Annotated in this window: 18 protein-coding genes; 13 read left to right on the forward strand and 5 right to left on the reverse strand. The window is 63.0% G+C overall.

Annotated elements, in window-relative coordinates; all coding sequences use genetic code 11:
* Positions 1-123: 123 nt before the first annotated feature.
* Genes rph through hemW form a run of 4 tightly spaced genes read left to right on the forward strand, consistent with a single transcriptional unit; the run spans position 124 to position 3,105 of the window.
* On the forward strand, positions 124-840 hold the full coding sequence (rph, locus tag ACEXP3_RS12715) for a ribonuclease PH (RefSeq protein ID WP_377297586.1): 717 nt from the start codon (positions 124-126) through the stop codon (positions 838-840).
* Between the two features lie 16 nt (positions 841-856).
* Positions 857-1,264 carry a VOC family protein gene (locus ACEXP3_RS12720; RefSeq protein WP_377297587.1) on the forward strand — a complete coding sequence of 136 codons (408 nt, stop codon included), beginning with the start codon at positions 857-859 and terminating at the stop codon, positions 1,262-1,264.
* Between the two features lie 10 nt (positions 1,265-1,274).
* Positions 1,275-1,919 carry an RdgB/HAM1 family non-canonical purine NTP pyrophosphatase gene (gene rdgB / locus ACEXP3_RS12725; RefSeq protein WP_377297588.1) on the forward strand — a complete coding sequence of 215 codons (645 nt, stop codon included), beginning with the start codon at positions 1,275-1,277 and terminating at the stop codon, positions 1,917-1,919.
* Positions 1,920-1,926: 7 nt separating this feature from the next.
* On the forward strand, positions 1,927-3,105 hold the full coding sequence (gene hemW / locus ACEXP3_RS12730; RefSeq protein ID WP_377297589.1) for a radical SAM family heme chaperone HemW: 1,179 nt from the start codon (positions 1,927-1,929) through the stop codon (positions 3,103-3,105).
* 19 nt (positions 3,106-3,124) lie between these two features.
* Here hemW and ACEXP3_RS12735 read toward each other — a convergent pair whose 3' ends face one another.
* Positions 3,125-4,045 carry a DMT family transporter gene (locus ACEXP3_RS12735; protein ID WP_377297590.1) on the reverse strand — a complete coding sequence of 307 codons (921 nt, stop codon included), beginning with the start codon at positions 4,043-4,045 and terminating at the stop codon, positions 3,125-3,127.
* Between the two features lie 168 nt (positions 4,046-4,213).
* Here ACEXP3_RS12735 and ACEXP3_RS12740 point away from each other — a divergent pair, with 168 nt between their 5' ends.
* Positions 4,214-5,101, forward strand: a complete 888-nt coding sequence (locus ACEXP3_RS12740) for a LysR substrate-binding domain-containing protein (RefSeq protein WP_377297592.1) — start codon at positions 4,214-4,216, stop codon at positions 5,099-5,101.
* 31 nt (positions 5,102-5,132) lie between these two features.
* Here ACEXP3_RS12740 and ACEXP3_RS12745 read toward each other — a convergent pair whose 3' ends face one another.
* The 4 genes from ACEXP3_RS12745 to mutM form a co-directional block, all read right to left on the reverse strand.
* On the reverse strand, positions 5,133-5,732 hold the full coding sequence (locus ACEXP3_RS12745) for a class I SAM-dependent methyltransferase (protein WP_210103759.1): 600 nt from the start codon (positions 5,730-5,732) through the stop codon (positions 5,133-5,135).
* A 17-nt stretch (positions 5,733-5,749) separates the two neighbouring features.
* The gene (gene dnaA / locus ACEXP3_RS12750) at positions 5,750-7,327 is read right to left on the reverse strand and encodes a chromosomal replication initiator protein DnaA (protein WP_377297593.1); all 1,578 of its coding nucleotides are present in this window, start codon (positions 7,325-7,327) and stop codon (positions 5,750-5,752) included.
* Positions 7,328-8,158: 831 nt separating this feature from the next.
* Positions 8,159-8,425 carry a 30S ribosomal protein S20 gene (rpsT, locus tag ACEXP3_RS12755; RefSeq protein ID WP_210103761.1) on the reverse strand — a complete coding sequence of 89 codons (267 nt, stop codon included), beginning with the start codon at positions 8,423-8,425 and terminating at the stop codon, positions 8,159-8,161.
* Between the two features lie 207 nt (positions 8,426-8,632).
* Positions 8,633-9,523, reverse strand: a complete 891-nt coding sequence (gene mutM, locus ACEXP3_RS12760; protein WP_377297594.1) for a bifunctional DNA-formamidopyrimidine glycosylase/DNA-(apurinic or apyrimidinic site) lyase — start codon at positions 9,521-9,523, stop codon at positions 8,633-8,635.
* A gap of 140 nt (positions 9,524-9,663) precedes the next feature.
* On the opposite strand from mutM, the gene ubiE reads away from it, so the two are divergent.
* From ubiE to coaBC, 8 genes are all read left to right on the forward strand, one after another.
* Positions 9,664-10,440 (forward strand): bifunctional demethylmenaquinone methyltransferase/2-methoxy-6-polyprenyl-1,4-benzoquinol methylase UbiE, encoded by a 777-nt coding sequence (ubiE, locus tag ACEXP3_RS12765; protein ID WP_377297595.1) that lies wholly within the window; start codon positions 9,664-9,666, stop codon positions 10,438-10,440.
* Between the two features lie 40 nt (positions 10,441-10,480).
* The gene (gene ubiB, locus ACEXP3_RS12770; RefSeq protein WP_377297596.1) at positions 10,481-12,055 is read left to right on the forward strand and encodes a 2-polyprenylphenol 6-hydroxylase; all 1,575 of its coding nucleotides are present in this window, start codon (positions 10,481-10,483) and stop codon (positions 12,053-12,055) included.
* Between the two features lie 90 nt (positions 12,056-12,145).
* Entirely contained in the window at positions 12,146-13,534 is a 1,389-nt protein-coding gene (locus ACEXP3_RS12775; protein WP_377297597.1) for a hypothetical protein, read from the forward strand.
* A complete protein-coding gene (locus tag ACEXP3_RS12780) occupies positions 13,531-14,346 on the forward strand; it encodes a COG3904 family protein (protein WP_377297598.1) in 816 nt (271 codons plus the stop codon). The genes ACEXP3_RS12775 and ACEXP3_RS12780 overlap by 4 nt, the downstream gene beginning before the upstream one ends.
* Before the next feature lie 353 nt (positions 14,347-14,699).
* Complete coding sequence (locus ACEXP3_RS12785; protein ID WP_377297599.1) at positions 14,700-15,731, forward strand: TRAP transporter substrate-binding protein; 1,032 nt, start codon at positions 14,700-14,702, stop codon at positions 15,729-15,731.
* A complete protein-coding gene (locus tag ACEXP3_RS12790; RefSeq protein ID WP_377297600.1) occupies positions 15,728-16,219 on the forward strand; it encodes a TRAP transporter small permease in 492 nt (163 codons plus the stop codon). Before ACEXP3_RS12785 ends, ACEXP3_RS12790 begins: the two co-directional genes overlap by 4 nt.
* Positions 16,220-16,234: 15 nt before the next feature.
* Entirely contained in the window at positions 16,235-17,518 is a 1,284-nt protein-coding gene (locus tag ACEXP3_RS12795; protein ID WP_377297601.1) for a TRAP transporter large permease, read from the forward strand.
* A 114-nt stretch (positions 17,519-17,632) separates the two neighbouring features.
* Positions 17,633-18,844 carry a bifunctional phosphopantothenoylcysteine decarboxylase/phosphopantothenate--cysteine ligase CoaBC gene (coaBC, locus tag ACEXP3_RS12800; RefSeq protein WP_377297602.1) on the forward strand — a complete coding sequence of 404 codons (1,212 nt, stop codon included), beginning with the start codon at positions 17,633-17,635 and terminating at the stop codon, positions 18,842-18,844.
* The last annotated feature ends 5 nt before the right edge of the window (positions 18,845-18,849 follow it).

The raw sequence follows: 18,849 nt of genomic DNA on the forward strand, positions 1-18,849 counted from the left end.
GGCCTTTGGCAAAACGGAATTCGCAGGCACTGCAGCAAAGAACCCGCCAGTACCGGGTTTTTCTTTGCAAAAGCCCGGTGAGCCCCTTAAGACGCCCTTCAGACATCCTTTCAGGAGAACGATATGCGACCCTCAGGCAGAAAAACCGACCAGATGCGCAAGGTCAGTTTCGAGCGCAATGTCTCGAAGCACGCGGAAGGCTCCTGCCTGGTGAAGTTCGGCGATACGCATGTTCTGTGCACCGCAAGCCTTGAGGAAAAGACGCCGCCATGGCTGCGCAATTCCGGCAAGGGCTGGGTCACGGCCGAATACGGCATGCTGCCGCGCGCCACCGGCGACCGCATGAAGCGCGAGGCCGCAACCGGCAAGCAGGGCGGCCGCACCCAGGAAATCCAGCGCCTGATCGGCCGCTCGCTGCGCGCCGTGATCGATCTGGAAGCGCTTGGCGAAAAGCAGATCACGGTGGATTGCGACGTGATCCAGGCCGATGGCGGCACCCGGACCGCTGCCATTACCGGTGGCTTCATCGCCCTTTATGATTGCCTGAAGTGGATGGAAACGCGCCAGATGATCAAGCTCGATCGGGTGCTGAAGGATCATGTCGCAGCCATTTCCTGCGGCATCTTTGCCGGCCAGCCGGTGATTGACCTCGATTACCTGGAAGATTCGGCTGCCGAAACCGATGCCAATTTCGTCATGACCGGCTCCGGCGGCATTGTCGAAGTGCAGGGCACGGCGGAAGGCAAGCCGTTTTCCCGCGAGGAACTGTTGAAGCTTCTGGATCTCGCCACCGCCGGCACCGCCGAACTGGTGGCGCTGCAGAAGCAGGCGATCGCCTGAAGCGGAGAACGGCGCGATGATCGACGGCATTCTGGAGACGGCGCTTTACGTGGATGATCTCGACGCGGCCGAGGCGTTTTACGGCGGCGTGCTCGGGCTCGAAAAAATCACACGCGCCGACAATCGGCATGTGTTTTACCGGTGCGGCAAAGGCGTGCTTTTGCTGTTCAATGCGGCCGAAACGATCAAGCCTGCGCCGGAAGGTGCACTGCCGGTTCCCGCCCATGGCACGACCGGTGCGGGACATACCTGTTTTCGCGTCGAGGAACGGGCGCTCGATCAGGTTGTCGAGCATCTTATTGCCTCTAGCATTGCCATCGAGTCCGAGGTGACCTGGCCGCAGGGTGCCCGCTCGATCTATTTCCGCGATCCGGCCGGCAACAGCTTGGAATGCGCAAGCCCCGCGCTCTGGAACATTGAATAGGACATTTGCGATGCGCAAGCTCGAGACCCGCACCATCGTCGTTGCCAGCCACAATGCGGGAAAAATCCGTGAGATTGCCGACCTGATCGGCCCCTTCGGCTTTTCGGCAAAATCGGCCGCCGAGCTGAATTTCGTCGAGCCGGACGAGACGGGCACGACCTTTGAGGAAAACGCCGCCATCAAGGCACTTGCTTCGGCCAAGGCTTCCGGTCTTCCGGCGCTGTCGGACGACAGCGGCCTTGTCGTCGATGCGCTGGATGGCGCACCCGGCGTCTACACCGCCAACTGGGCCGAAACCGAGGATGGCACGCGCGATTTCGCCATGGCCATGCAGAAGGTGGAAACCGCGCTTGCCGAAAAGGGCGCTGTCACACCGGCTGAGCGCACCGCCCGCTTCGTCAGCGTGCTCTGCCTTGCCTGGCCGGACGGCCACACCGAAATGTTCCGCGGCGAAGTGGAGGGCACAATTGCCTGGCCGCCACGCGGCACGGCGGGTTTCGGCTATGATCCCCTCTTTCAACCGGAAGGGTTCGACACCACATTTGGCGAAATGAGCGCCGACGAAAAGCATGGCTGGAAGCCGGGTGACGACCACGCCCTCTCCCACCGCGCGCGCGCCTTCAAGATCTTTGTCGAAACCTGCCTGGAAGGCTGACACACAAGTGCTGACCGACGCCCCCCTGCTGCCCGATACTGGCGAACCGGGTTTTGGTCTTTACGTCCACTGGCCGTTTTGCGCAGCCAAGTGTCCTTACTGCGATTTCAACAGCCATGTGCGCCATCAGCCGGTGGACCAGCCGCGCTTTACCGCAGCCTTCCTGAAAGAAATGGACGCGATGCGGGCCTTGAGCGGACCGAAAACCGTGACCAGCATTTTCATGGGCGGTGGCACGCCCTCGCTGATGGACCCCCAGACGGTGGAAGCCATTCTCGATGGCATCGCCGCGCGCTGGCATGTGCCCGCCGGCATTGAAGTCACCATGGAAGCCAATCCCTCCAGCGTCGAGGCGGATCGTTTTCGCGGCTATCGGGCAGCCGGCGTCAACCGGGTCTCGCTTGGCGTCCAGGCGCTGAACGACCGTGACCTCAAATTTCTGGGCCGGCTGCATGATGTGGCCGACGCGCTGAAAGCCATTCGTCTGGCGCGAGACATCTTTCCGCGCATGAGTTTCGACCTCATCTATGCCCGCCCCGGCCAGACGGTGGAGGCGTGGGAGCGCGAACTGAACGAGGCGGTCTCCTATGCCGTCGATCACCTGTCGCTCTACCAGCTGACCATCGAGGAAGGCACGCCGTTTTACGGGCTGCACAAGGCTGGCAAACTCATAGTACCGGATGGCGACCAGTCGGCCGAGCTTTACGAGGCGACACAACAGATCACCGAGGGCTTCGGCATGCCGGCCTATGAGGTATCGAACCACGCAAAACCCGGCGCCGAAAGCCGCCACAACCTCACCTATTGGCGCTACGGCGATTATGCCGGCATCGGCCCCGGCGCCCATGGTCGCCTGACGACAGGCGGCTCCAAGCTTGCAACGGCAACCGAGCGCAAGCCGGAAGCCTGGCTCGATCTGGTCGAGGCAAACGGTCACGGCATGGTGGACGAGGAAATGCTCGACCGGGAGGCGCAATCGGACGAGCTTCTGCTCATGGGCCTTCGCCTGCGCGAGGGCATCGATCTTGCGCGCTGGAGCGCACTGTCGGGCCGCGAGCTGGATCCGGCGCGGGAAGAATTTTTACTGGGACACGGGTTTCTCGAACGGCTCGGCAATTCCCGCATCCGCTGCACGCCGTCGGGCATGCTGATCCTCGATTCGGTCGTGGCAGATCTCGCCAGCTGATTATTTTCGACGGAAAACCCTACGCGGTGCGCCGCGCACCGACAAATCGGCGCCAGAGCCTGCCGTCGATGGCCGCAAGACCGATCCCGATCAGCACGAGGCCGACGAGATGGCGAAGCGCCAGCTGCTCGCCGAGCACCAGTGCGCTGAGGAGAATGGCGCTGGGCGGAATGAGGATCGTCACCAGCATCAGGTTTGTGGCGCCGGCGGTTGCCAGAATGCGAAAGAACAGCAGATAGGCAACGGCGGTGGAAAGAAGCGCAAGCCCGAACAGCGCAGCCCAGGTGTCAAAGCCTGAAAGCGGCAGGGTCCAGGGGTGCTCGATCAGGAGCGCAAAGGGTAGGAGAAGAATGGCCGACGCCGTAACCTGCCCCGCCGCGGGCATGATGGGTGCCAGCCCCATGCGCTTGAAACGCCGGCCAAAGATGCCGGCAAAGGCATAGGAGATAGCAGCGGCCAGCACCGCCAGTTCACCGGCAAGATCGCCGCCGACATGGCCGAGCACCGAAGGACCGATCATGGCGACGACGCCGGCAATGCCGATCACCACGCCGGCGATGCGGTTGGCCGTCAGCTTTTCATCCGCCGTCAGCCAATGGGCGACCAGCACGCCGAAAAGGGGCGTCGTGGCATTCAGAATGGCGGCAAGTCCGCTGGCGATCTGCGTCTGGCCCCAGACGATCAGCGTGAACGGGATGACATTGTTCAAAAGCCCCATGCCGAAGAAGGACAGCCACACCGCCCGCCCGCGCGGCACGGCAAGGCCGGACAGTTTGACGACCAGCCAGAGGGCGACGGCTGCCAGAAACACCCGCGCCGTGACGATGGTGAGCGGCGGCCAGGCCTTCACCAGAATGCCGTTGAACAGGAAAGAGCCGCCCCACAGCAGCGACAACGCCACGAGCATCAGCCATTCGGTCGCGTTCATCTGTCTCTGCATGGCATGATCCCCTGTTTCTGGCCTGATTATAAGCCCTGTGACGGTGAAGGCGCCACCCGATTCCAGAAGCGACCCGCCATTCCCCGGCTTGAATTTTTCTTTTATATTGTGCCCGAAATTCCTGCGCAAACGAGCCTTTCTGACCCTATGGACGAGAAAAACTAAAGCATGAAGGATGACCTCCCGTCGCTGTCGGGCTTGCGCGCGTTTGAGGCGAGCGCCCGCCACCTCAGCATGAAACGCGCAAGTGAGGAGTTGCACGTCACCCCCGGCGCCATCAGCCTGCAGGTGCGCGAGCTGGAGGCTACGCTCGACGTAAAGCTTTTCGAGCGGCATCCGCGCCAGCTGTCCCTCACAGCCGCTGGAACGGAGTATTTCCTGTCGCTGCGCACCGCCTTTGGCCTGATGCGGGAGGCAACGCAGGCCGTGCGCCACCGTCGCGGGCCGCATATCGTCACCATGAGCTGCACCACTGGCTTTGCCACCCAATGGCTGATGCCGAAGCTCGACGGGCTTCAGGATGCGCATCCGGAGATCGATCTGCGCATCGGAACGACCGCGCGGCTGGTCGATTTCATGAAGGACGACATCGATATCGCCGTGAGGCATGGGCTGGGCGGTTATGCCGGGCTTATCAGCGAAAAGCTGCTCGACGACGACATGATCGTCGTGACCAATCCCGCGCGCGCAAAAATGCTGGGTCCGCAACCGGACCCGAACCAGCTGGACGGCCGGCTGCTGATCCATGATGTCGAACGCGAGCACTGGCGGCTATGGCTTGCGGGCGTCAATGCGCTTTCCGTCGACTGGCGCTCTGGCATCATGATCGCGCCCGATAGCAACGGTGCGCTGGATGCGGCCCGTGCGGGCTTGGGATTTGCCCTGGTGCGGCGCTCCTTCGTTGCGCAGGATCTTGCCGAACAGCGGCTGTGCGCACCGTTTTCGCAAAGTCTGACCAGCCGATACGCCTATTACCTGGTCTATCCGCCAACGGCTCTTGAGCGGCCGGCGGTGCGGCGCCTGCGCGACTGGCTTTGCCAGTGCGCCGGCCGTTGAGGCCGGATGCGTCAGCCAGAACGATGGCGGATCAGCGTCCGGAACGCGCCGTCACATGCAGCCAGCGGGTCGGCTTGCGATCATAGCCGGAGCCCGAAACTTCCTCGATGGCGATAGACGACCAGGCTTTGCCATAGGCGGCCATCAGCCATTGACGGTCGGGATAATTGTAATAGCGGCCGAGATCGTCAAAGCCTTCCGCCTCGCCCGCCTTGTAGCTTGCGTAAAACAGGCCATCCGGGCGAAGGGCATGCGCGATAGCTTGCAGAATGCCAGGCAGATCCTTGCGCGGCACATGCAAAAGGCAGGCATTGGCCCAGACCGCCTCATAGGCTGAGACGGCGGCGATTTCGGCAAAGGGCAGAACCGAAACCGGGACGCCGAGGCGTCGTTCGGCTTCGGCCGCCATTTCGGGCGTCCCATCGGTCGGCGTCACGGCAAAGCCGTGCGACAACAGCACGGCACTGTCGCGCCCGCTGCCGCAGCCAAGCTCCAGCACGCAAGCGCCCGCGGGCAAGGCGGCCATGAAGGCATCGAGATGGCGCGAGGGCGGGCTATCGCCCGTATCGGCGGCATAGCGCGCGGAATTTTGCGCATAAAAGTCGAGAGTGGCCTTCGGTTGATCGACCATGGCCACCCCCGTCCGAATCAGGCGTTGTTTTCGTTGATCAGCCGCTTCAGAAGCTCCACCTCGTGGGAGAGCTTGCTATCGCCGGAGATCAGGTCCTCGATCTTGCGCACGGCATGCAGCACCGTGGTGTGATCGCGCCCGCCAAAACGGCGGCCGATTTCCGGGAAGGAGCGCGGCGTCAGGGTCTTCGACAGATACATGGCGATCTGGCGCGGCTTGACGATGACGCGGGTGCGCCGGTTGGACACCAGTTCCTGGCGCGACACGTTGTAATGGCGCGCCACAATGCGCTGGATGTCCTCGATGCGCACGCGCTTGGCTTCACCGGCGCCGACCAGATGGGCAAGCAACTCGTCCACCCGTTCCAGCGACAGTTCCGGCTCGAACGACCGGCGGAAGATCAGCTGGTTGAAGGCGCCTTCCAGATCACGCCCGCTATTGGCGACATTGCGCGCGACATGGGAGAGGATTGCGTCGGGAATATCGAGCGCCGGATCGTCGCTGCGGGCGATTTCCAGACGGCGCTTCAGCATTTCGAAGCGCATCTCGTAATCGGGAATTTCCATCTCGATGGCAACGCCGCCCTGCAGGCGCGAGCGCACCCGCGGATCGAGCGATTCCAGCTCCCAGGGCGCCCGGTCGGCGGCCACGACCACCTGCTTTGCGCTGTCGAGCAGCATGTTGAGCAGATGGCAGAACTCGTTCTGGATCATCTTGCCCTGCAGGAACTGCATGTCGTCGATGATCAGAAGGTCGATATTGCGCAGGGTTTCCTTGAGCGTCAGGGCGTCATTGTCACGGATGGCGGTGGCAAAGCGCCACATGAAATATTCCGCCGTCAGATAGACCACGCGCGGATTGCGCGAGGAGGATACGGCCGCATTGGCAATGGCCTGCAGAAGATGCGTCTTGCCAAGGCCGACGCCCGAATGGATGAACAGCGGGTTGAAGCGCACGGCGCTCGCGCCGGCTTCGGCAATGGTCTTGGCAGCCGCCAGCGCCACACGGTTTGCCGGTCCTTCGACATAGGTGTCGAACGTGTAGCGGCCGTCGAGCGGCGAGCCGAACAGGGGGGCAGCGGCAGTTGCCGGGCGGGTCGGCGAGGGCTGCTGCTGCGCCGGAAATGCTGCAATCTGGCCGATCTCGCGCGGGGCGCTGACGCTTGCGCGGCGCGGTGCAGGCGCCGGGGCGGCCTCGCTGGCTGGCACCATGCGCTGCTCTTCGCTTGCCGGACGGGTGGCGCGGCTTGCCGTGCGCACCAGGATTTCCACCTTGAGGATTTCACTGTCTTCCGCCTGGAAGATGGTGGTGATGAGATCGAGGTAACGGTTGTTGATCCAGGACTTCAGGAAGGTCGTCGGCACCGTCAGGCGCACGACGCTCTTGGAGACCGAATGGAGCTTCAGGCGACCAAACCAGCTTGCGTAAACTTCCGGGCCAACCTGCGCCTTCAGACGTGCGCTGAACCGCTCGAAGAGCGCATCTGGCTTCATTTCGGATTTTTCCCCCGCCGCCTTGGCGCAAACTGAATCGAGAGGCTCGGACGTCTGGTTCCCGCTGTCCAGCGTCCGGGCTGATACCGTATTCATCTGCATTCTTTGCCGCCTTCTCATGTTTCATCCGCCGCTCGGCGCATGCCGAACGTCAGGTCATTTTTTTCTGTTATCGCCGTTGAAGCCGGTTCTCCTCGTCAGAACCCGCTGCAGCCGCCTTTGTTCGATTCCCCGCGCCATGCGCAGGCCGACACGCCGCAAGAGCGGATTGCCGGTCTGGCGCTCCCCGTGCGCCCAATCCGGTTTGCCACCCTCGCAAGGGCAAACCGACCATGCTCCTTCGTCTGCCACCGCCCCACGCCATGAGACGGCACAAAGAGACTGGCCCGGAATCTGGTCTGATTACCGGCACACAACCTCAAGTTACGTGAAAGAACGGGAAGTTTCCTTGACCCGTCGCAAGAGCCGAAAGATGGACGACCGGTGGTCCGGCTGGCATCCTATGCTTTCTGGAGAGTTCTCCGCGCCTCTTGCTGGATCGTATTAAGGCAGGATCACGGGGGGAGATCAACGATGAATTTTACGCAAAATTAATGGCGCGGCGTTGACTCTGGAGGCCCGATTTGACTCGGAATGGGCCTTCCGGAAAGAATCTCAATCGAATCAAAGAGATTCAAAAATGCCACAGTCGAGAGGGGCGTGTGAACGGTCCAAAATAAATTTCGCTTGACTCGCAGGCGGCGTGAACGGGCTCGTCACAAACTTTGGCGCCAACCAACATCCTCGCGCAAGCCATTGAAAATAAATGATATTTTCTGTCATGGCAGTGTCATCGGGGACAATTGGCCACAGACAACAAGTTCTTACGGGTAAGAATCACAAAAAGCCCGGTCAGGGACCGGGCTTCAATTATGACAGTCATTTTTGACGAAATTAAGCCGTCAGAGACTTCACGCGCTGGGCAAGACGCGACACCTTGCGCGATGCCGTGTTGCGATGCATGACGCCCTTGGTGGCGGCGCGCTGGATTTCCGGCTGCGCGACCTTCAGGGCCTCGGCAGCGAGCGCGATGTCGCCGGTGGCGATTGCTTCTTCGACCTTGCGGATGAAGCCACGAACGCGCGAGCGGCGTGCCTTGTTGACTGCAGTGCGGCGTGCGATCTTGCGGGTCGCCTTTTTCGCCGAAGTTGTATTGGCCATCTCTGCCTCTCTTCGAATTCGAACAAAAACTCCGCCGTCGCCGCGCCGGGTCCTGCGACCTGTCTTCCAGCAATTCGGGAGCAATGGAGGAAGCCGTCAATGGCTTTCCCAACTGTGGGCGGCGATATAACCGGAATACGAAGGGCAGTCAACGCGCAATTTGCGGCCCCGACATGAACCTTTCGCCGTAAGCTGCTGATCGCCGATTCATTTCTGGCACACGGCACAGAAGAAGGACGAGCGGCCGGACTGGACGATGCGCCCGATCGCGCCATGGCAGCCGGCCCGCCGGCAGGCCTTGCCCTCCTGATCATAGACCGAGAAGCTGTGCTGGAAATAGCCGAGCGAGCCATCCGTCTGGATATGATCGCGCAGCGACGAGCCGCCGGCCGCAATCGCATCGGCAATGACCGCACGAATGGATTCCGTGAGCAAAATCAGCGGTGCCGTCGGCTTGCCGGCTTTCGTGACGAGTGTTCCGGCCTTGCGCTCCGGCGAAAGCCCGGCCCGCCACAGCGCCTCGCAGACATAGATATTGCCAAGGCCCGCGATCACCGTCTGGTCGAGCAGGACCGATTTCAGCGGGGCGGCACGGCCGGCAAAGCGGGATGCCAGATGCACCGCATCGAGCGTGTTGCCGGTGGGCTCCGGCCCAAGCCCTGCAAAGGCCGGATAAAGATCGAGATCGGCGCGCACCCACAGATGCATGAAGCCGAACCGGCGCGGATCATTGTAGATGACGCGGATCGTCACGCCCTCGCGCTCCAGATGAAATAGCACGTGGTCGTGTTTCCCATCCTTGGAGCGAGCATGGTGAAACTCGCCCGGCATCGTCTCGGCCCGCTGTTCCTCGATGCGGAAGGAGCCGGACATGCCCAGATGCGCAATGATCGTCATGCCGTCATCAAGGTCGATCAGCAGGTATTTCGCCCGCCGCCCAAGCCCCAAGATGCGCCTTCCGGCCACCCGCTCGGCAAAGGCCTCCGGAAACGGAAAGCGCAGATCGGCGCGGCGCGTCTCCAGTTCCAGGATGACGGCGCCTTCCATGCTGGGGGCAAGGCCGCGCCTGACCGTTTCCACCTCTGGCAATTCCGGCATGGGCTCCCTAACTTCCTGTTTCCAACAGTGTACGCTGTGCTCTATAGACCAGCGGCAGAGTGCCGCAAGCACGCCAAGACATAGTATCGCCCCGCCGACTTCGCTATGGTCGGCGAAAACTGACAGGATGGAGTATCCCCATGGCCGAAAGCCGAACCTCTGCGAATGGCGGCATGGAAACGTCCTATGGATTTCGCGATGTGGCCGAGGGCGAAAAGCAGGCACTCGTCAACGACGTGTTCCACAAGGTGGCCAAGCGCTACGACATCATGAACGACGTGATGTCGGCCGGCCTGCACCGGGTGTGGAAGGATGCGATGATCGCCGCGCTCAACCCGCGCAAGGATTCGTCCTATTCCGTGCTCGACGTGGCCGGCGGCACCGGCGACATCGCCTTTCGCATCGTGGAAGCCTCGGGCCGCCAGGCGCAGGCCACCGTGCTCGACATCAACGGATCGATGCTCGCCGTCGGCGCCGAACGGGCCGCCAAGCGCAAGCTCTCCGACAACCTCACCTTCGTGGAAGCCAATGCCGAGGAACTGCCCTTCGAGGCCGGCACGTTCGATGCCTATACGATCGCGTTTGGCATCCGCAACGTGCCGCGCATCGATGTCGCGCTATCGGAAGCCTTTCGTGTGCTGAAGCGCGGCGGGCGCCTGCTGGTGCTGGAATTTTCCGAGGTGGACATGCCGCTGCTCGACCGGGTCTATGACGAATGGTCGTTCAAGGCCATTCCGCGCTTCGGCAAGATGATCACCGGCGACGCCGAGCCCTACCAGTATCTGGTCGAATCCATCCGCAAATTCCCCAACCAGGAGGATTTTGCCAAGATGATCCGCGCTGCCGGCTTCTCGCGCGTCACCTATACCAATTACACCGGCGGTATCGCGGCCCTGCACTCCGGCTGGAAGCTTTGAGCGGCATGGCAAAGACCGCTGAGAGAGCCGAGGGCATGGCATGAGCACGCTTGGCGCCTATTTTCGCCTGGCCCGCGTCGGCTGGGTTCTGGTGCGCGAGGGCGTGGTGGCGGCGCTGCCGACGGAGGGCCTGCCGGCCGTCGTCGGCCTTGCAAAGCGCGCCGCCCAGCTCTTCACCCGCCCGACCTCGATCCAGGAAAGCCGCAGCGTCCGCCTGACGAACGCCGTGGATCGACTCGGACCGTCCTATGTGAAGATCGGCCAGTTTCTGGCAACCCGGCCGGATGTCGTCGGCGTCGACTGGGCGCTCGACCTCTCCATGCTGCAGGACCGCATGGCTTTTTTCCCGACGGACAAGGCAAAGACGGCCATCGAGACTTCGCTCGGTCGCACGATGGACGATCTTTACGTCCGCTTCGACGAGCCGCTGGCAGCCGCCTCCATCGCGCAGGTCCATCAGGCCAGCGTGCGCTATCCCGACGGCGAGCGCACTGTGGCGGTAAAGGTGGTGCGCCCCGGCGTTCGCCAGCGCTTTGCCCATGATATCGAGAGCATGTACCTGATTGCGCGCATGCAGGAGCGGCTGATGCCCTCCTCGCGGCGCCTGCGCCCGGTCGAGGTGACGCGCACGCTGGAGCAGACCACCAAGCTCGAGATGGATCTGCGCCTTGAGGCAGCCGCCCTTTCAGAAATCGGCGAAAACACCAAGGACGATCCCGGCTTTCGCGTGCCGCAGGTGGATTGGGAACGCACCGGGCGCGACGTCATCACCATGGAGTGGATCGACGGCGTCAAGATGTCGGATATCGAGGGCCTGCGCGTCGCCGGCCACGATCTCGAAAAGCTTGCCGAAACGCTGATCCAGTCGTTCCTGCGCCACACGCTGCGCGACGGCTTCTTCCATGCCGACATGCATCCGGGCAATCTCTTCGTCGATCCGGACGGCATGATCGTTGCCGTCGACATGGGCATCGTCGGGCGGCTCGGCAAGAAGGAACGCCGGTTCCTTGCCGAAATCCTCTATGGCTTCATCACGCGCGATTACCAGCGCGTGGCGGAAGTGCATTTCGAGGCGGGCTATGTGCCCTCGCATCATGACGTGGCAAGTTTTGCCCAGGCGATCCGCGCCATCGGCGAGCCCATCCATGGCCAGCCGGCCGAAACCATTTCCATGGCGCGCCTGCTCGCCCTGCTGTTTGAGGTGACCGACCTCTTCGAGATGCAGACGCGGCCGGAACTCATCATGCTGCAGAAGACCATGGTCGTGGTCGAAGGCGTGTCGCGCATGCTCGATCCGCGCTTCAACATGTGGAAGGCGGCAGAACCCGTCGTCGGCAGCTGGATCCGCGACAATCTGGGCCCGAAGCGGATCGTCACCGACCTGCGCGACGGGCTGAAGGCCGCCGTGAAACTTGCCGAAGCGGCCCCGGAAATCGCTGCCAAGACCGAAAAATTCCACCAGCAGCTTTTGCACATGACCGAGCACGGCGTGCGCTTCGACGATGCCACGGCGGAAGCCATCGGCAAATCGGAAGCCAAACACAGCCGCGGCGGCCGTGCCGCCCTCTGGGTGATTGCGGCAAGCCTCGTCTATATCGCCATTCAGCTGAGCTGAGGGGGCCTGCGCGCAAAACGCGAGCAGGCCTTCATTTTGCCCGTTTCTTCATGGTTTGTTAAGAAAACATTCCTCGGAGAACGACGATCCATGGCGCTTGGCGCTTCGCACCGGCTGCATGACGGGGTTGCCGCCGTCGAAACCATGACACGCTTTGCGCTGGCCGTTCTGGCGCTTGCCTCCGGCGTCTACACCTATCTCGGCGTGCGCAGCATCCTGGATGGATCCGCAACCGCCGTCTTCTTTGCCGCCATCATCTATTCCGGCTCCGTTTCCGTCGCCATCTATGCCTTCTGGTCCTACATGGCGCGGTTTTTCCCGCATGTGACGGGTCCGGCCGCCCGCGGCGCCATGCTCGGCGTCATGGCGCTCGGTTGTGCCATGATCATTGCCATGTCGAGCTGGCTGAACGCGGCAGCGCTTGCCGGTTCGGCCGCGCTTGAACAGCATCTGGCCGAAACCGTCGAAGGCTATACCGGCGATCTCGACCGCGCCCACCAGAATGCGCTTGCCGCCCAGAGCCTGCTTCCCGATATCCAGCGCGCCTCCGAACGCTTTGCGCAGCTTGCAGATGCCGAGCGCCAGTCCGGGGCGCTCACCGGCACCACCGGCGCCGGCAGCGTCGTGCAGCTGCTCTCCCAGATGTCGGCCCAGCTGAAGGAGCTTGGAACCGGCATTGTCGCCTCGCGCGAGCAGGTGGCAAACCTTTTCGAACAAGGCCAGAAGCGGCTGGAGACCATGCGCACGCTCGTTTCCGCCCCCGGCGCCGTCGCCCCGCGCGCCGATCAGTTTTCCGCAGAGGTCGTGGCGCTGACCGGCGTCATCACCTCGCTCAACCAGACCTCGATTGCCCCCTCCATCCGCCGCGCCGCCGACGACCTGTCGCTTGGCTTCATCGCGCCCGTTGCCGATGGGCAGGCGCCGGATCTCGCCAATCGCCAGGATCAGGTCATGGAAACCATCCGGGCTTCCGTCACCGCGCAATCGAAGGTGCTCTCGCAGGCCGCCGACGAAATCCTCGCCCGCCCGCCGGTGGCCGAGCGCCGCTTCGTGCCGCTGTCGTCAGCGGAGGCCGTGCTGCGCTACGCCTCCGATTTCATTCCCGCCTGGGCCGGCGCCATCTCCATAGATCTCCTGCCGGCCGTTCTCGTCTTCATTCTGGCAACCGTTCATGGCGCAATCCGTCGGCAGGAGGAAAAACTGCCCTTCTCGCACCGCATCACGGCAGCCGAGCTTCTGGAGGCGCTGGAGGTGCAGAAGGCGCTCGCCGCGCACGGCATCGATGTCGAGGAAGCTGTTGCCCGCGCCGACCGGCGCAACAGCCACCGGGAGACGCAGGCGGTAGATCTGGCAGACGATCCGGATCGACAAGCACCGGAAGAGGCGGCGCCCGACGCCCGCGCCAGCGACAAGATCACCAGCCTTGACCGCAGCGCGCTTGCCCGCAAGGGGCCACCCGCATCGGGCCTGCCGGCATGAGGTCGGGAGACGCCTTATCCGGCGCCTGGCGCGCCCTTGCCCGCGCCGATGACGGCGTGCTGATGCGTTCTGCCTTCTACGCACTCCTCGTAACGGCCGCCATTTTCCTCGTCGTCGATATCCGCGAATTTGCAAACGAAGCGGCGGGATCGGGTGACGAATATGGTCCCGCCCGCGACCCAATGACCGATCAGCCGCTGCTGCCGCCGGCCGTCACCGATGGCAAGCCGCAGGATGCCCCCGTAGCGCCCAAAACCGATGCGACGGCGCTGCGCCAGCCGATCCGCTTCGAGCTTGCCGCAGGCGGCATCCTGGAGGCGCGCGGTACCATCGATCCGGGCTCGGCGGATCGTTTCAGGACAGAAATCGAGGCGCGCGGCGAATATGTGAAGGTCGTGTCGCTGGATTCGCCGGGGGGCGCGGTAAACGATGCTTTGGCCATATCCGCCCTCATCCGCGAGAAGAAGCTCACGACCCGCGTCCGCACCGGTGCGCTCTGCGCCTCCTCCTGCCCGCTCGTCATGGCGGGCGGCATTCTGCGGGAAGCAGAGAAGGACGCCGTCATCGGCGTCCACCAGGTGTTCAATGGCGGCACCACGCGCCCGACGGCCGAGGAAGCCATGGCCGGCGCGCAGGCGACCACCGCCCGCCTCGCCCGCCATCTCGATGCCATGGGCATCGCCCCCGGCCTCTGGTTCCATGCCTTGGAAACACCGCCGGACCGGCTCTACTATTTGTCCGAGGCTGAGCTGAAGGAATTCAGGCTGGTGACAGCACCCCCACCGCCGGCGGTGGCGCGCAAGAAAACGTAACAGTCTGTCCCTCCGGCGGGCTGCAAATGGCAATTTCTGCGCTTCCGGTCCAAACGTACGCTCCGCTCCGGTTCTCGAAATCACCATTTTCGCCTCACCGAAGGGAATTCTTGAACAGACTGTAAGACGACAGCGACACACTTTCCTGTGCCTCGCCCTCCCAACGATGCCCGACGTCAGGGCCGGCTCTGCTTTGCGCGACACAGCCCTCGATTTTTTATCGTGCAACGCAAACGTGATCACCCTTGCAGTTTCTCGTCTTTTCGGTTCAACTGCGCCGCAGTGCCAAAAAATTTGAGGCTTCAACAAAGAAGCCCGGGAACAGCTGAACCGAACGCGGAGCCAGTGAAACCATGCGCATCTCTCCTCATGTCATTCGCCTAGCCTTTGCCGCCTCTGCCGCGCTTCTCTCTGCCACGGCATCCATGGCGCAGACGACGCTCAACATGGCCAACTGGCTGCCGCCCACCCATCCGCTCGTTACCGAGGTGATGAAGCCTTATGCGGAGGCCGTGAAGACGGCGACCGAGGGCCGCGTGACGGTCAACATCATGCAGGCGCCGCTCGGGCCGCCAGCCGCCCATTTCGATTTTGCCGTCAACGGCGTCGCCGACATCACCTATGGCGTGCAGGGCTATAATCCGGGCCGCTTCAAGACGACCAACATCGCCGAAATCCCTTTCCTCGGCGATACGGCCGAATCCATCTCCGTCGGCTACTGGCGCGTGTTCGACAAGACGCTGCGCAAGGCCGGCGAATATGACAAGGTCCATGTGCTCGGCGTCTTCACCCATGGCCCCGGCCAGATCTTTCTGAAGGGCCGCGACGTTTCCGGGACCGAGCCGCTGAAGGGCGCCAAGATGCGCGTCGGCGGCGGCATCGTCGCCGATCTCGTGAAGGCGCTCGGTGGTGTTCCGGTCGAGGGCCCCTCCTCCAAGACCTATGAGATCATGTCGAGCGGCGTGGCCGACGGCATTACCTTTCCGTTTGAATCGGTTGCCTTCTTCAAGCTGATCCCGATGCTGGATACCGCCCTTGTCGTGCCCGGCGGCCTTTACAACACCTCCTTCTACGTGGCGATGAACAAGGCCAAGTGGGACGCCCTCTCGGACGCCGACAAGAAGGCGATCGACAGCGTCTCGGGCGAAGCACTTGCAAAGCTTGCCGGCAAGGCCTGGGATGCCGCCGACACCGCCGGCAAGGCGGCCATGGATGGCAAGATCAAATTCGTTCCCGCAACGCCCGAGCAGGTGAAGGCGATCGAGACGAGCCTGAAGCCCATCGTTGATGCCAAGCTTGCAGAAACCGCCTCCACCGGCATCGATGCGGCAGCCGCCGTTTCGGCCATGCGGGACGAAATCGCCAAGGCGGCCAAGGGCCAATGAGCGGCACGTCCGGGCCTGCGGGAGCAGGTGGAAAACGGCTGACGGCAACGCATGCGACCCTTTCGGTGATCTGCGGGCTGATGCTTCTTTCCATGATGTTCGTGACGCTGATCGATGTGGTCGGTCGCTACCTGTTTGGCAGTCCGCTGCAGGGGGCGACGGAACTCACCGCGCTGCTTCTCGTCTCCACGATCTTCATCGGCCTGCCGGCGGTCTGCCTGGACGAGGAAAACGTCACGGTCGACCTCCTCACCGACCACCTGCCCGCCTTCATCCACCCGGCGCGGCGGCTTGTCGTCCGGCTGCTGTCGGCCGTGGTGCTGATGGCCGCCGCCTGGTGCATCTTTGCCCACGGGCAGGCGCTCTCCTCCTATGGCGAAACCACCGTCAGCCTGCATCTGCCGGTGGCGCCTTTTGCCTATCTCTGTGCGGCAGCAACTGCTGTTGCCGCGCTCATCACGCTGCGGCACGCCATTTCCCGTTCCTGACCTGAAAGACACGCCATGAGCTGGCCGATCGGATGCCTTCTCTTCCTGGTGCTGATGTTTGCCGGCCTGCCCATTGCCTTTGCCATGGCGCTGATCGGCTTTATCGGTACCCTGTCGATCATCGGTGTGCAGCCGGCGCTCTCCCTGCTCGGCCAGACCTTTTTCGACAATGGCCGCGAATATTCGCTCTCGGTCCTGCCGCTCTTTCTGATGATGGGCAATTTCGTCGTGCAGTCGGGCGTGGCGGATGATCTCTACAAGGCAGCCCATGCCTGGCTGCGGCACCGCAAGGGCGGCCTTGCCATCGCCACCATTCTGGCCTGCGGCGGATTTTCCTCGGTCTGCGGCTCCTCGCTTGCCACGGCCGCCACCATGGCCAAGATCGCACTGCCCTCCATGCGCCGCTACAATTATCCCGACGGCCTCTCCACCGCCTCGATTGCGGCCGGCGGCACGCTCGGCATTCTCATCCCGCCCTCGGTGATCTTCGTCTTCTACGGCATCATTGCCCAGCAGGATATCGGCAAGCTGTTTCTCGCCGGCATCATTCCCGGCATCATCGGCATGGTCGGTTATACGATAGCCGTGATGATTTCGGTGCGCGCCCGTGGCCTCGACCTGCCGACCGAGGAAAAGCTGCCGCTGCGCGACCGGCTCATCGCCACCCGCGGCGTCTCCGGCGCCCTCCTCCTCTTTGCCTTCGTCATGGGCGGCATCTATCTCGGCGTCTTCACCGCAACCGAATCCGCCGGCATGGGTGCGGCCGGCGCCATGGCGCTCACCGTGCTCAAGGGGCGCTTCCGCCTCAAGGAAACCTTTCGCACGCTCTATGACACGGCCAAGAACACCGCCATGATGTTCTTCATCCTGTTCGGGGCGCTCACCTTCACCAATTACGTCAACCTGTCGGGCATGACAGGAGACCTGCAGGCGGCGCTTTCGGGCTTCGACAACCCCTGGGCCATCATCTTCATCATTCTGGCCATCTATCTCGTGCTCGGCAGCCTCCTGGAAAGCCTCTCGATGATCACGCTGACCGTGCCGATCTTCTATCCGGTGGTGGCGGCTGCCGGTTTCGATCTCATCTGGTTCGGCGTGTTCGTGGTGGTGGTGACGGAAATCAGCTACATCACGCCGCCGGTCGGCATGAATGCCTTCGTGCTGCGCTCGGTGGTGAAGGATGTGCCGCTGTCGACCATCTTCCGCGGCCTCGTCCCCTTTGTCGCGCTAGACCTCGTGCGCATCCTTCTCCTGATCTTCATCCCCGCCATGGCGCTCTTCATTCCCTCGCGGATGTGAACGCCGCGGACGAGATTGCTTCTTTGCCGTCAACCGCTTAGGGTCCTGGGCAAAGAGATGGGTGCGGCCTTTGGCGTTATGACCAGCCGCCCCTCACCCCGACGGGAGAGGCTGATGGAGCTTCACGACAAACGCATCCTGCTGATCATTTCCGGCGGGATTGCCGCCTATAAGAGCCTCGACCTGATCCGCCGGCTGCGCGAACGCGGGGCAGCCGTGCGCCCGGTGATAACGCGCTCGGCGCAAGAATTCATCACGCCGCTTGCCGTCGGCGCGCTCTCTGCTTCCCATGTCTATACCGATCTTTTTTCCCGCGAGGACGAGCAGGATGTCGGCCATATCCGGCTGGCGCGCGAATGTGACCTCGTTCTCGTCGCGCCGGCAACCGCCAGCCGCATGGCGAAGATGGCGCACGGCCTTGCCGATGATCTGGCCGGCGCCGTGCTTCTCGCCACAGACCGTCCGGTGTTGATGGCGCCCGCCATGAACCCGAAAATGTGGGACGCACCCGCCACGCGCCGCAACCTTTCCACCCTGCAGGGCGACGGCATCCATGTCATCGGCCCGAAGAGCGGCGAAATGGCCGAAAGCGGCGAGGCCGGCACCGGGCGCATGGCCGAACCGCTGGAGATTGTCGCCGCTGTCGTGGCACTTCTGTCGCCCGGCGAAAAGCCGCTCGCCGGCAAACGTGCCATTGTCACCTCCGGGCCGACGCATGAACCCATTGACCCCGTGCGCTACATCGCCAACCGCTCCTCCGGCAAGCAGGGCCATGCGATTGCCGCTGCCCTTGCAAAACTTGGCGCCGAGGTCACGCTCGTCTCCGGCCCGGTGACGATCCCCGATCCGGCAGGCGTCAGGACCGTGCATGTGGAAACGGCGAAGGACATGCTCTTGGCCGTCACCTCTCACCTCCCCGCCGATATTGCCGTGATGGTGGCAGCCGTTGCCGATTGGCGTGTGGCGTCCTCTTCCGGCCAGAAGATCAAGAAACAGCCGGGCGAAGCGCCGCCGCCACTGCAGCTTGCGGAAAACCCGGACATCCTCAAAACCGTCGGCCACCATGAAAACCGCCCGCGCTTCGTTGTCGGTTTTGCCGCTGAAACGCAGAATGTCGAGGAAAACGGCCGCCGCAAGCTTGCCGCCAAGGGCGCCGACCTCATCGTCGCCAATGACGTCTCGCCGCAGACCGGCGTGATGGGCGGCGAGCGCAACCGCGTCATGCTGATTGCCGAAAACGGCATCGAGACCTGGCCGGACCTCGACAAGGCTGAGGTGGCGGAAAGACTGGCGGCGACGATTGCGAAGCGGCTGAACGCGCTCTGAGCGCG

Source organism: Neorhizobium fuzhouense (genome assembly GCF_042611105.1).
Taxonomy (GTDB): Bacteria; Pseudomonadota; Alphaproteobacteria; order Rhizobiales; family Rhizobiaceae; genus Neorhizobium; species Neorhizobium galegae_A.

Bases quoted from the DNA above. Each gene is read 5' to 3' on its own strand.
- ACEXP3_RS12720 (WP_377297587.1), top strand. From the start codon at position 857: ATGATCGACGGCATTCTGGAGACGGCGCTTTACGTGGATGATCTCGAC.
- ubiB (WP_377297596.1), top strand. From the start codon at position 10,481: ATGAGCACGCTTGGCGCCTATTTTCGCCTGGCCCGCGTCGGCTGGGTT.
- mutM (WP_377297594.1), bottom strand. From the start codon at position 9,523: ATGCCGGAATTGCCAGAGGTGGAAACGGTCAGGCGCGGCCTTGCCCCC.
- ACEXP3_RS12780 (WP_377297598.1), top strand. From the start codon at position 13,531: ATGAGGTCGGGAGACGCCTTATCCGGCGCCTGGCGCGCCCTTGCCCGC.
- rph (WP_377297586.1), top strand. From the start codon at position 124: ATGCGACCCTCAGGCAGAAAAACCGACCAGATGCGCAAGGTCAGTTTC.
- coaBC (WP_377297602.1), top strand. From the start codon at position 17,633: ATGGAGCTTCACGACAAACGCATCCTGCTGATCATTTCCGGCGGGATT.
- ACEXP3_RS12735 (WP_377297590.1), bottom strand. From the start codon at position 4,045: ATGCAGAGACAGATGAACGCGACCGAATGGCTGATGCTCGTGGCGTTG.
- ACEXP3_RS12775 (WP_377297597.1), top strand. From the start codon at position 12,146: ATGGCGCTTGGCGCTTCGCACCGGCTGCATGACGGGGTTGCCGCCGTC.
- ubiE (WP_377297595.1), top strand. From the start codon at position 9,664: ATGGCCGAAAGCCGAACCTCTGCGAATGGCGGCATGGAAACGTCCTAT.
- ACEXP3_RS12740 (WP_377297592.1), top strand. From the start codon at position 4,214: ATGAAGGATGACCTCCCGTCGCTGTCGGGCTTGCGCGCGTTTGAGGCG.
- rdgB (WP_377297588.1), top strand. From the start codon at position 1,275: ATGCGCAAGCTCGAGACCCGCACCATCGTCGTTGCCAGCCACAATGCG.
- ACEXP3_RS12790 (WP_377297600.1), top strand. From the start codon at position 15,728: ATGAGCGGCACGTCCGGGCCTGCGGGAGCAGGTGGAAAACGGCTGACG.
- ACEXP3_RS12795 (WP_377297601.1), top strand. From the start codon at position 16,235: ATGAGCTGGCCGATCGGATGCCTTCTCTTCCTGGTGCTGATGTTTGCC.
- ACEXP3_RS12745 (WP_210103759.1), bottom strand. From the start codon at position 5,732: ATGGTCGATCAACCGAAGGCCACTCTCGACTTTTATGCGCAAAATTCC.
- dnaA (WP_377297593.1), bottom strand. From the start codon at position 7,327: ATGCAGATGAATACGGTATCAGCCCGGACGCTGGACAGCGGGAACCAG.
- rpsT (WP_210103761.1), bottom strand. From the start codon at position 8,425: ATGGCCAATACAACTTCGGCGAAAAAGGCGACCCGCAAGATCGCACGC.
- ACEXP3_RS12785 (WP_377297599.1), top strand. From the start codon at position 14,700: ATGCGCATCTCTCCTCATGTCATTCGCCTAGCCTTTGCCGCCTCTGCC.